10 protein-coding genes and 1 pseudogene are annotated in these 12,894 nt (G+C 51.3%); all 11 read left to right on the top strand.

Annotation, left to right across the window (positions count from 1 at the left end):
• Positions 1–54 precede the first annotated feature (54 nt).
• Positions 55–1,836 (top strand): glycosyltransferase family 2 protein, encoded by a 1,782-nt coding sequence (locus MKZ91_RS11430; RefSeq protein ID WP_336171007.1) that lies wholly within the window; start codon positions 55–57, stop codon positions 1,834–1,836.
• Positions 1,837–1,977: 141 nt separating this feature from the next.
• Complete coding sequence (locus tag MKZ91_RS11425; protein WP_336171244.1) at positions 1,978–2,706, top strand: ABC transporter permease; 729 nt, start codon at positions 1,978–1,980, stop codon at positions 2,704–2,706.
• Positions 2,703–3,356 (top strand): ABC transporter ATP-binding protein, encoded by a 654-nt coding sequence (locus MKZ91_RS11420; protein ID WP_336171006.1) that lies wholly within the window; start codon positions 2,703–2,705, stop codon positions 3,354–3,356. Before MKZ91_RS11425 ends, MKZ91_RS11420 begins: the two co-directional genes overlap by 4 nt.
• A 213-nt stretch (positions 3,357–3,569) precedes the next feature.
• Positions 3,570–4,646: a hypothetical protein gene (locus MKZ91_RS11415; protein WP_336171005.1), complete on the top strand. Its 1,077-nt coding sequence runs from the start codon at positions 3,570–3,572 to the stop codon at positions 4,644–4,646.
• A 15-nt stretch (positions 4,647–4,661) separates the two neighbouring features.
• Entirely contained in the window at positions 4,662–5,717 is a 1,056-nt protein-coding gene (locus MKZ91_RS11410; RefSeq protein WP_336171004.1) for a hypothetical protein, read from the top strand.
• 1 nt (position 5,718) lies between these two features.
• Positions 5,719–7,056 carry a hypothetical protein gene (locus MKZ91_RS11405; protein WP_336171003.1) on the top strand — a complete coding sequence of 446 codons (1,338 nt, stop codon included), beginning with the start codon at positions 5,719–5,721 and terminating at the stop codon, positions 7,054–7,056.
• A 1,116-nt stretch (positions 7,057–8,172) separates the two neighbouring features.
• Positions 8,173–10,812 carry a glycosyltransferase gene (locus MKZ91_RS11400; protein ID WP_336171002.1) on the top strand — a complete coding sequence of 880 codons (2,640 nt, stop codon included), beginning with the start codon at positions 8,173–8,175 and terminating at the stop codon, positions 10,810–10,812.
• Between the two features lie 126 nt (positions 10,813–10,938).
• Positions 10,939–11,943 (top strand): UDP-glucose 4-epimerase GalE, encoded by a 1,005-nt coding sequence (gene galE / locus MKZ91_RS11395; RefSeq protein WP_336171001.1) that lies wholly within the window; start codon positions 10,939–10,941, stop codon positions 11,941–11,943.
• 56 nt (positions 11,944–11,999) lie between these two features.
• Positions 12,000–12,263: pseudogene (locus tag MKZ91_RS11390) on the top strand (transposase); the annotation flags it as partial.
• 77 nt (positions 12,264–12,340) lie between these two features.
• The gene (locus MKZ91_RS11385) at positions 12,341–12,628 is read left to right on the top strand and encodes a transposase (protein ID WP_336171000.1); all 288 of its coding nucleotides are present in this window, start codon (positions 12,341–12,343) and stop codon (positions 12,626–12,628) included.
• Between the two features lie 72 nt (positions 12,629–12,700).
• Positions 12,701–12,894: transposase (locus tag MKZ91_RS11380; protein ID WP_336170999.1), on the top strand; the 194-nt coding region annotated here is incomplete at its 3' end.

Raw genomic sequence — 12,894 nt, 5'->3', positions numbered from 1 at the left:
CCAGGCGGTCGCTGACTGTGAATCTCATATGACTTTCGTCAGAAAGGGGCAACCATGCGACCTCTGGGCGGGAAATCTCCATCTAATTGCGCGATTGCACAGCGTTCTCTATGGCGGAGTTACCGATATAAATTCATTTCATACTTGAAGCTCTTCCAAAGGACGGTGGACGATCTTCGATACGGATGGCTGGCGGGGCGTAGTAGACTACTAAACAGTCAACCTAGATCAACGGGGATCATCAGAGTTTCGATACTGCTCCCCGTCTACAACACGAATCCAGATTTGCTTCGCAAATCGATCAAGAGTGCTCTAAATCAAACCTACCAGAATATTGAGGTATGCATCGCGGACGACGGCTCAACCCGTCGCGATACGCTTGACGTGATTGAATGGTCGCGCGTCGATCCGCGCGTCAAAGTTGCTATTCGCGGCGAGAATGGACACATCTCGGCGGCTACGAACACTGCATTCGCGCTCGCGACCGGCGAGTGGACCACGTTGTTGGATCACGACGACATGCTTCACCCGGAGGCTATCGAGGAACTTGTAAACACAATAGCAGCGAACCCAGATGCACGATTAATCTATAGTGACGAAGACAAGATCGATAGCCGTGATAGGAGGTATGCTCCGTTTTTCAAGCCAGACTTTTCGATTGAGCTTCTGAGTTCACAGAACTACCTCAATCATCTGACTGCATATCGATCTGAATCAATACGTCAGGTTGGCGGATGGCGGCGCGGATTCGAAGGAAGCCAGGACTATGATCTCAACCTCCGTATCGTCGAGACGATCGACCCAAACAACATCATTCACATACCCAAGGTCTTGTACCATTGGCGCGCGACAAGAGGTTCAACGGCACTGTCGGGGAACGAAAAGAGTTACGCGCAGGAGGCAGCCAGACGCGCGCTGCGGGATCACCTACGGCGCATCGGCAGTTCTGCTGTAGTAGAAGCAGTTCCTGGTACGACATATCACAAAGTCCATTATCCCCTCCCAATGCCGTTACCGTTGGTCACCATTGTCACCGACACCAGCGGAGGGGAGGATGATTTACAGAGGTGGATAGAAATTCTCGTTCGCAGGACGAGCTATCGCCCGCTGGAACTGGTTGTCATTCGCGGTCAGGAAGAGACGGTCCCACTTGATTTGGGCCAGCATTTGCGCTCCAACGAACTGCAGTTCCGGGTTGTGGGAAAAACCAGAGGCAATGCGGCAAGTGTTTTAAATACCGCCGTGTCTCAGTGCAGTGGCGAAATCGTCTGCCTTCTGGAAAGCCATATAAAACCCCTTAGATCCGACTGGCTCAACGAAATGGTGGCCACGGCGGCAAGAGCTAAGGTGGGCTGTGTAGGGCCTAAGATTTTATTTCCGGGAGGCACGGTTCATAGTGCCGGGATAGTGATAGGGGTTGGGGGTACAGTCGGACACTCCCACGCGCATTACGGGCGCCGCAGTTCAGGTTACTATTCAAGATTGCGATTGCCGCACGACATCTCTGCAGTTAGTTCGCTATGTATGGTGTTTAGAAAGGAGGCATTTGAAAGGGTCGGAGGGTTTAGTGAAACGCTGTCCATAGGCATTCTCAACGACGTTGACTTTTGTTTGCGGCTTCGACAAGCCAACTTGAGGCACGTGATAACGCCGTCATCCGAGGTTAGCCTCAGTCGCTACGGGGGTCATCAAAGCACGCGGATTTCTCATCAAAACGCCGCATTTGATGCCGAATATCAGTTTCTTCTGACAAAGTGGGGGCGAGCCTTAAAGCGGGATCCCTTCTATTCACCCAATCATCGGGATGCGAGCGCAGATTTCCGCTTGGACTTTTGACGTGAGGCTGGCATAAGCGGCTGCAACAAGGGAGCGCACGAATGAGCTCGGACAAAAACGCGGAGCGTTCCGGAAGTGAAAGTCACGAAGTGCCAATTCTTTAGATCTTTCCGGTCGCGCTCAACCGTTGTCTATGCGCTTATGCTCCGAGATATGCGAACCCGGTTCGGGCGCACTCATCTGAGCTACCTAGTGGCGATCGCTTGGCCGTTCACGCATCTAATCGTACTTGTGGCGATTATGGCGTTCGTGCGGAAACTTGCTCCTATGGGGGGCGACCCGGTTGTCTTTGTTGCTAGCGGAGTTTTGGCGTACATCCTTTGCTTCTATCCAGCCCGGATGATGGGAATGGCACTTGAAATGAACCGTTCGCTTTTTCTATTTCCCGTCGTTAGGCCGATCGATGTTATCGTGGCGCGAGGTATTATTGAGTTCATCACGTCGTTTATTGTCGTGATTCTTCTTTTTTTAACAGCGGGGTTGCTCGGCGTCGATCTATTTCCTCTCGATACATTCGTATTTTCGTCCGGAATCGTGGCGATTATATACTTTTCCCTTTCGCTCGGGCTATTTAACGTCGTCATGGCCTCTTTGTTCCGCATGTGGAATTTGGTTTTTGCTTTCTCTATGCTGGGGATGTACATTACGTCTGGGGTTTTTATTTTGCCGTCTAGTATGCCTGCGCATATTCGAGAAATAATGTGGTATAATCCCCTGCTTCATAGTATAGAGTGGATAAGATCTGCTTATTACGAGGGGTATGGGGACGATATGTTGTCGAAATCCTACTTTATCGGCATGGGTACTGTATTTCTGCTCCTAGGTTTGTTGGGCGAGAGATTCCTCCGCGGAAAGCTGCTGACGGGATGATAACATTATCGAATGTGTTCAAGTATTTTCGGACGCGAGGAGGCTCGAAGATCATCCTGGATCACGTCTCCATCGAATTTCGAGCGGGCATCTCATATGGTATCCTTGGTATTAATGGAGCCGGTAAATCCACCACTATGCGGATGCTTGCAGGTACGGAACTGCCAAACTCGGGAAAAGTGACGCGATCTGCGCGTGTTTCTTGGCCGCTTGGCTTCTCCGGTGGATTGCATCCGGCAATGACTGGGCGGGAGAACGTTCAGTTTGTGGCGCGCATTTACGGACAGGATCCGAACCGTGCAATGGAGTTTGTGGAAGATTTTGCAGAAATTGGTGCCTATATGGACGAGCCCTATCATAAGTACTCATCAGGAATGTCTCAAAGGCTCGCATTTGGACTGTCGATGGCGATCGACTTTGAATGCTATCTAATCGATGAGGTCACCGCAGTCGGTGACGCACGCTTTCAAATGAGATGTCATGAGGAGTTTGCGAAACGCCGAGGTCGGGCCGACGTAATCATGATCTCGCATTCAATGGATGTGATTAGAAACTACTGCAGCCGCGCAATTGTGCTTGCTCATGGTCTGATGCATGAGTTCTCAGACATCGACGATGCAATAGAGCTTTACAACAAACTAAATCACTAAAGGATTGACCGAATGGAGGCCATGGTCACTCAAGGCGCAAATAGGGGCGTAAGGCGAATTTCCGCGCAAGATCGTTCTACTGCGATTTCGCTTGAATTTCGAAGAGTTGCTCGAAAGGCGCGCATACCCAGGCCGATAACAACCGGGGGCGGCGGATTCCGAGCTCGAAGAAGCGATAAGATTTTCAGATTTTACCTGATCGGAAGCTTCATCGTGCTTTTTATCACGCCAACCATCGCGGCTTCGGTGTACTACACCTTTATCGCCGCGAATCAATACCTCTCCGAGGCTCGCTTCACTGTTAAGTCGTCTGAGGGGAGCGGCTTGCAAGCGTTTGCGGGGATCTCTTCAATTCTTGGGGGTGGTCCGTCAACCGATGCCGCGATTGTTGCTGAATACATACAAAGTCGCGCAGTTATCGAGGAGGTCGGTAAGAAGTTCGATTTAAGGGCAGTTTTTACTCCCGGTACGAACGATATCTTCGCAGAATTGGGGGCGGGCGCGACGGCCGAGGATTTACTCGATTACTGGGAGCGGCAAGTAAAAGTTAGTGTCGAACAGGCTACGGGATTGGTCACGCTGAGAGTTCGAACCTTCAATCCAGAGGACAGCCTCAATTTATCCAATGAGCTGGTGCGAATTTCTGAGCGTATGGTCAACGAGCTTACCGGGCGCAACGAAGCAAATTCGTTAGATGAGGCGGCGAACGAATTGCGCCGAACGAAGCTGAACTTGGAAGCAGCGGTGTCTGCGATGCGCGATGCACGAAACTCCGCTGGGATCCTTGACGCGGAGATTTCTGCCAAAGCCTATTCTGAAATAATTACTGCGTTAAACATAGAGGCAACTAAACTGAGCGTCCAAATTGAATCTCTTCGCAGAAGTTCAACTACGAAGGGTCCGCAGTTGCGGGCGCTTGAAGCGCGTTTTTCTTCACTTAACGACCAAATTGGTTCATACGAAAGAAAGACCGCTAGTACTTCAGACGTCCAAGATGGAAGTAGGAACGGTAGCCTAGCCGACCGTAGCGCCGTGCTTTCGAACAAGGCACTTGAGCTCAATATCGCGCAGCAGGAGTATGCGAAGGCGTCGGCGGCGTACGAACTGCAACGCACAACAAGCGAACGACAACGTTCCTATTTGCTCACATACATCCAGCCTCGCGCAGCTGAAGATTCACTTTACCCCAGGCGCGTCCTTATGTCGGTCGCTGTGCTTATTGTGTCGCTCCTTATGTGGGGAATCTCAGCGGGCTTAGCTGTCCTTGTGCGCGATCACACGGCGGCGTGACCGAGGAAGTTCGAGATGTACTTTCATGTAGATCAGGATGCTGGCTCTTACATTGCGGGTTGGCTTATCACCGACAATCCTGGTGAAGTCCCTGAGTTATCAATAAGGATTCCGAATCGTAAAGAGATCACGTTTTCGGCGAACGTTTTTCGCCCCGATCTGCGTGAACTGGGAATGCACAGTACCGGCCAAGCTGGCTTTCTGGTGGACTATCAACACGTGCCCGATCTGGCAGACGTTCAAGATATTAGCCTCGTCGAGCCGGAATCTGGAATTACAATCTACAAACGTTTCAATCCCAATCAGCACATTGAAAAAAAGTTGCTGCTTGTGGATGTCAGCGGATTCCCGCAAATCAGAATGACCCGACAGTTGATGTCGTCCTTTACCCAAGCATACCCCGTGGTCGAGCGACTCCCGTTGGAAACGATCACCGGATTGCTATCACTCACTAATATTAGATCGATCTTCGTGGCTGGTAGTCCAAACTGGCAGCGACACGGGGAGATTGCTCGAGAACGCGGTTTCATAACTGCAGCTCTGCTGCGCGATCCTTTCGAAGAGATGGCGGAAAAACTGCTTTTTCTATCGCAGGCTCTTCGGCAACCTGAGAACATCCGAGCAAGTCCAGCGATCGGTCGATTCATGCCGCTGCTGCCTTATCTTGAGAATGTTGACCTTAAAGACGCTCGATCCATCCTGGCAACGTTTCGGAAAATTCCGAATGAAGTTCGACGGATCGTAAAGTCGCCCATGACGGCAACTTTTGGCGCGACACCAGACGAGCAGTTGCAACGTAGGAATGTGAGTGTTGCACTTGATAGTTTGGCGCAGTTTAACGTAGTTGGAGTACGGTCCAAGTTTGAGGTCTTTTGTGCGATGCTTGACGAGTACATGGGTACTCCGATCATGGCGACTGTTGAACTAAGCGAGCTGCCCGGCGTGGCGGAACTCGCGTCTAGGTTGGGCAGTATTGGGGTGATCGCGGATTTACTCGATGAGGACATCGCCCTCTATTCACTTGCTGTCGAAGCGATAGAGGCGGGATTGCGTGTTGCTAGCGAAGAATAAGATGACCCAAAAGGACATCAAAGAGAACTACTATACCGACGATGTGGTGGATGGGGCCGGAGCAGAGTCCGCTTCTCCTTCTGCTGGGCTGGAGCGCGGAGGTCCCCCGGACCAACGGCTGAAACATGGAAAACTATCGCCGCAACAATTCTTGCCGACCTTAATCAAAACAGTGGGAGCAAAGTCTACGCTTAAGAGAGCAAGAATCTCTTCTAACGGCGGCGGACTTGTTCTGAAAACGTTCTTGGGGTTCGTGTTGGCCCCAGCAGTTTTCGTTTTGATCTATTATTCCTTCATCGCCTCAGACATTTACGTCGCAGAAGGCAAGTTAACGGTACGTGAATCGTACGAGCCCGAAGGCAATTCTGCTTCGTTTGGTAATAGTTCCATCTCAGCTATCGCTGGAAAAATAGGTTTAGGGACAACCGCTTCGACCTCCCAGGATTCGACTATCATAATGGATTATCTCAAAAGCCGATCGGCGATTGTGGACGCTGGCGGAAGGGATATGGTTGCCAGCCTGTACGACCGACCGGAGATCGATTGGTTTTCACGGCTAGACTCATCGGATGATCTGGAGTCCATTTGGCGCTATTGGAAGAGCCACGTAACCGTTTATGTCGACTCGCTGTCGAATATTCTGACATTACGCGTTCGAGGATACTCACCCGAGGATGCGCTTAGATTAGCACGTGAGCTCATGCAGAGGAGTGAACACCTCATAAACGATATCTCACGACGTAATCGCGAGGACGCGCTTTCCCGAGCAAGGAATGAAGTCGATCGAGCGATGGTGGAAATCGTAAATGTGCGTGCACAAATATTAGCTTTCCAGAAAAGTAGCAAGTCAGTCGATCCCCAGATGACTGCAAAGCAGATCATGACGCTAATAGCTGATCTCACGTTAAAGAAAATAGAGCTGGAGAGTATACTCTCTTCGGCGGAGAGTATCGGTGCGACTAATAGACCCTCCGATAAGGTGCAAAAAACTGCTCTGGAGGTCATAAACAAACAAATTCTGGATCTGGAAGGAAAGTTAACTGGAACTGATCCCACGTCGCTCGCTTCCCAATTAAGAGAGTACGAACTTCTTAAGCTAAAAGAGCAGTTTGCGGAGCAACTTTATACAATCGCGCGGTCCAGCTACGAGGAAGCCCGCCGGAAACTTAACCGGCAGCAGCTTTATGTCGCGATTATCGTGCCGCCGATCCTGCCAGATTCGGCGGTGTATCCTAAGCCGCTCCAGGAAGCTAGCGTCATTTTCTTGGCTCTGTTAGTTATCTGGGCGATCTCCTGTCTGTTAGTCGCTACCATACGCGATAGTGCCCAGTCGGCTTAACGGAGCTCGTCGCTTTCTCCGAAGCGCAGTAAGAAGATGCCAGGTTTGACGGAGCTCGATAAACGTCGTGTCCATATCGATGTGCTGAAGGTGAATTGAATGAGTATTCGGAAAATAAAGCAACCCTCTACGGGAGGATGGCAAGCCGGAAGTCCAGATAGCATCTTCGATGAAAGTTGGTATCGATCGCAGTTTAAGCGAGGCTTGCTGGGTATCTCCCCTATTGCTCATTATCGACTCTACGGTTGGAGAGTGGGCAAATCTCCACATCCAATTTTTAACGTGGAGTTTTACTTGAGGTCCCGACCTGATGTACGCCGTGCCGGTATCGAGCCACTTAGGCACTTTGTTCAGCACGGCTGGCGTGAGGGGGCGCATCCTCACCCGCTGTTCGATGTCGGATTCTATCTCTCTCAGCAACCCCAACTAGGCGGCCAAGATCCGCTAACACATTATCTCACAACTGGGTGGACAATGGGCCTAAACCCCTCGAACCAGTTTGACGGAGATTGGTATTTGAAGAGTAATCCCGACGTGGTCCACGAGCCGCTGTCGCACTACATAGTGGTTGGTAGAAAACAGGGGCGGAGGCCTCGTAGCGATTCGATGCTCACCGCTTTGGACAGCACGGGCTTGTCACAACGAGCGGGAGGTAGTTTGTGGGGGCGTTTGAAAAGGAAGTTATGTTCCCGAAGAATAAACGAGCCCGACATCAAGCCGTCTCCACTAATAGTGGTTGAGGAAAAGGAACTTCAGCAGCAAATCCGAGATAACCTAGCGTTGTTTCGAGGGTTTCGCGATTGCTCCGATCGAAATGGCAGAGAGTCAGATCTCGGACAGGCCGAGATTTTGCTAGCCGAGAGGAAGCGGTTGTATCTTAGCGGCGAGAGGACTCCGAGCGGCGAGTCGTTTTTAAGCGTAATTGAGAAAGATGCCTCTCGGTATTCAAGCGTCCTTGCGCAGACTGCCTCGTGGGGGATGGCTCCCAAACATGGGGCCCTTACGGCACGAGCGTCGTTAACTCCGATATTAGACAATTATAACAGGCTGCGATTGGATGCGAACGCTCGGTTGGCGTTGCGTCCAGATCTAGCGGGCACCAAGCAGGATGGGCCCTTGATCAGCGTCCTAATGCCGGTGTACCGGACGCCTATGGTGTTTCTGGAAAGAGCAATTCTGTCCGTTTTAGGACAAACGTATGGCAATTGGGAGTTACTAGTTGTAGACGACTTTTCTCAGGATGATGATGTCAGGGCTGTGCTCACCTACTATTCCGCCCTTGATAGCAGGGTGAAATACTCCGTTTCTCCGAAAAACCTCGGAATTGCAGCGGCGACTAACTTATTGCTAGACCGTAGTAACGGAGAGTACATTGCCCTATTGGATCACGACGATATGCTCACGCGTGACGCGCTGGAGGCTGTTGTCGACGAAGTCTCGGCCGAGTCGGATGTCGACCTCATTTATAGCGGCGAATGCAAGATTGACGCCGACGATGTAGTAGGCGATCTATTCACCAAGCCGGATTGGAGCCCCAGCTTACTGCTGAACTGCATGTATACAGGCCACCTGAGTGTGTACAAAACGACAACCGCAAAGAAGGCTGGTGGATTCGATTCGCGGTATGATTTCTCGCAGGACTACGATCTCGCTCTTCGGGTCGCCGAACTCTCTCCCCGGGTTCGGCATATCGAGAAGGTGCTATATGGCTGGCGTATGATTCCAGGTTCGGCTGCGGCGGGTGATAAACCTACAGCTCGAAAGTCGAACATCGCAGCGCTACAGGCCGCAGTTGATCGTCGAGGTCTAAATGGCACAGCTGTGGCTCTTCCTACCGCAAATCGCGTCAAACGCGAAGTTTCCCTAAAAAGAGAAGCGGTTTCAATTGTCGTCCCTTCGGATAACACCCACCATATTAGGGAAACAATCTCGTCGATAATCCAAAATACAGCCTATCCCACCTACGAAATTGTGGTTGTGACAAACTCGGTGATCGTCGCTGAACTGCAAGAAACGACCTTCGCCGTTCCCGTGAAGTTTGTCGTGTTCGACGATGCTTATAACTTTTCGGCAAAGTGTAATACAGGTGCGCTCGCATGTAGTGGTCGGTACATTGTTTTTTTTAACGACGATGTTCGCGCAGTTAGTCCGGATTGGATCGAGTCAATTCTAGAGTACCTGACAATGCCTGATGTAGGAATTGTTGGGCCTAAACTCTTGTACGAGAACGGCCGCGTCCAACACGCAGGCATGGTAACCGGCGTGAGACGTTTAGTAGGGACCGCGTTTCATTCGTATCCTTCGAACTCTACGGCTCACTACAATTTCTTGCAGAGCGTGAGAGAAGTTTCTTTAATATGTGGTGCTTGTCTAGCGATCTCCAAGAAAGTTTTTGAGCAAGTCGGCGGTTTTGATGCGGTCAATGCAGGAATAGCACATTCTGATGTGGACCTTTGCTTCAAAGTCCGGCAGGCTGGCTACACTTGTGTTTACACGCCTTATGCGGAAATGATTCATATTGGCCACTTATCCATTGGTGGAATGGAAAAGCGTGCGTTTAAAAAAGACAAGGCAGACATATACTTAATGCGACGCTGGGGGGAATATTGCGCTCGCGATCCCTACTTCCCGAAGAGCATGCGAGATTTACTTTATATTGATTCGCAAGAGCCATTCACGTATTTCCCTGCGCACGGAAATTACGAAGTTGAATCCAGGGACATTCTTATTTTCTCGCACGATCTTAGCGCCAGTGGGGCGCCCCGTATCGTGCTGGACATGGTACGAGTGCTCATCGCGCAGGGGGCGTTCGTCCTTGTTGTCTCACCAGAAGATGGGCCAGTCAGGGATGAAATTATCGTTGCCGGGGGGCATGTGATCATTGATCCGCTGGCACTTAGCGGCAACGTGAACATTACGGATTTAGGAAAAAACTTTGACATCATTATTGCTAATACCGCGATATGTTGGCCGGTGGTTCAGCAGTTCTCGAGTTTCACGAGGGTTGTTTTGTATGTTCATGAGACCGAACTCGTGGAGCAATTGCATCGCCGCCAACCGAAGTTTCGGCGCGCGCTGGAACTCTCAGATAGTGTATTGACCGGCTCGGCATTGGCTACTGCCCATCTGAGGCGTGCCGGATACACCGGCTCCGTTACGGAAGTAGCGTACGGGGTGGAGGAGTTTCCCAGAAATATTAGTCAATCTCCGGAAAAAGGCGTCATAACGATTTCTGTGTTAGCAACAATCGAACCGAGAAAAGGGCAGGACCTTGTCATCGCTGCGTATAGGCTACTACCTGATGACGTGCAAGATAAAACCATTCTTAGGATTAGTGGACGATGCAACGATTTGAAATTTTATACTTTACTGAAAGACCTTTCTGACGGCAATCCTGGTGTTTATTTTGAAGGAAGTTTGGACTATGATACTTATAGGCGGAGATTATCTGATTCAGATATAATTGTCTGTGCATCGCGAGATGATACGTTGCCGCTTGTATCGCTAGATGCCTTGGCTGCGGGAAAGATTCTTATTTGTAGTAATCAAACTGGAACGGCCGCCTACATTGAAAACAACGTGTCGGGTCTTGTTTTGAGGGAGAATACTCCAGAATGCATACGAGACGCACTCTTGGAAGCGTTGGTCGCGTTGACCTCCCAGGGGTTTATGGGAAGGAATGCGATTAGAGTTTTCAGAGAGAATTTTGGGACCGATGCGTTCAAAGCGCGATTTCTGAAAGCTGTACACTATTAGTGCTGCGAAACTCGGATATCCGGGTTATCGGGTCGGGGTCTGCCCGATCGGCTATCAGTCGAAGGCGCTTGAGGGTAAATAAGCGCAGCGGCTCTGCTCTGTGTGATTCAAAATGAGGAAAATAAAATGTCAATCCTTGTGACCGGGGGAGCTGGCTATATTGGCAGCCATATGGTTTGGGAGCTTTTGGATGCGGGACATGAAGTGGTCGTTTTGGACCGGCTCTCAACGGGGTTTCAGTGGGCGCTAGCACCGGGAGCGAAGTTTTATCGCGGTGATATAGGTGACCGCCATGTTTTGGATGAGATTATCCTGACACATCGCATAAGTGCGATCATCCACTTTGCAGGTTCAGTCATTGTACCGGAGTCGGTGTCTGATCCCCTCTCTTACTACGACAACAATACTGCTAAATCTCGCACCCTGATCGCGGCGGCTGTTGAGGGTGGCGTGAAACACTTCGTTTTCTCCTCGACGGCAGCCGTGTATGGGACCCACGAGGATATGAAGCCAGTCAGGGAGACAGCTAGGCTGAAACCTGAGTCGCCTTATGGTACGTCGAAGCTCATGACGGAGATGATGTTGAAAGACGCGGCGGTGGCGCACGACTTCAACTATACGGTTCTGAGATATTTCAACGTCGCTGGTGCGGATCCTTCTTTGCGAACGGGGCAATCAACTCGTGGCGCAACACATCTCATTAAGGTTGCCTGCGAAGCTGCGCTCGGCAAACGCCCCGGCATCGATGTTTTTGGTGTGGACTACCCGACCCTCGATGGGACCTGCATCAGGGACTACATCCATGTCAGCGACCTGGCGGCTGTACATTTGCTTGCGCTCGAGCGAATGCAATCTGGCGGTAAGTCTATTGTGGCTAACTGCGGGTATGGGCACGGTTTCTCGGTGCTTGAGGTCCTAAACCGTGTGAAAAGCATAACAGGTAATGACTTCCCGGTTCGCTTCGCCCCGCGCCGTTCCGGCGATGCTGTTTCTGTTGTCGCCGATTCTACTATCGCGCACAGTGAATTCAATTGGATCCCCAAGTACGACGATCTCTCCCTAATATTGAAGACAGCACTTTCGTGGGAGGAGCAGTTGAGTTCGCGCGAAGTTGATCTCAGTGTTTCGTGACGATAGTGAACCGCCCCGAGTTTGCCGGAGACCCCAACTCGTGAGAAGTAGGGTCTATGACAAGCAAGACGACGAACAAGTTTTCTCCTGAAGTCCGCGCCCGAGCAGTGCGGATGGTTTTGGATCACCAAGGCGAATATTCCTCGCGATGGGCAGCGGTTTCCTCGATCGCCGCCAAGATCGGCTGCACGGCGCAGACGCTCAATGAATGGGTGAAGAAGGCGGAAGTGGACGATGGTTCCCGGCCCGGGCTCCCAAGCGAAGTGGCCGAGAAGATGAAGGCTCTGGAGCGGGAGAACCGCGAGCTTCGGCGTACGCATCCGAGGTGGGCCGCCTTGTCAGGCTTGTCGGATTTGGCACTGACTGTCCTTATTGACGTCAATAAGGACAGTGCGGAATGGAACGACTTGAGATTATCGATAGCGGCCGGCGGCGACGCTTCAGCAAAGTGATGAAGCTGCAGATTGTCGCCGAGAGCTATTCGGAACCTGGCTTGTGTGCGACGACGGCGCGGCGACATGGAATATCGCGTTCGCAGTTGTATGAATGGCGCCGGCTCGCACGAGCGGGGCAACTGGATGTTGCGTCGCCTGTCGGCGGCTTTGTCCCGGCGCTGCTTGTTCCAGGGATAGAGCGTGAGCGTCCGGCGAATGCATTTTTTGCTGTACTCGAGGCGCAGGGTTAGGGCGCGCGCTTTAGGCTCAGGACCTATTAATTTCGTTTGAGATGTGATTCACGGTTCCGAAAGGAGACCGTGATGGGTGATTTGTTTCTGCTGAGCGAGCGCCAGATGGCGCGGATCGAACCGTATTTCCCGCTGGCGCATGGCGTACCGCGCGTCGATGATCGGAGGGTGATCAGCGGCATCGTCTACGTCATTAAGCATGGTCTGCAGTGGAAGGATGCGCCGAAGGATTACGGGCCGCATAAAACGCTCTACAACCGTTTCAT

It is taken from the genome of Ensifer sp. MJa1 (assembly GCF_037026475.1).
Taxonomy (GTDB): Bacteria; Pseudomonadota; Alphaproteobacteria; order Rhizobiales; family Rhizobiaceae; genus Ensifer.
This window is presented reverse-complemented; position numbering and strand designations above follow the sequence as displayed.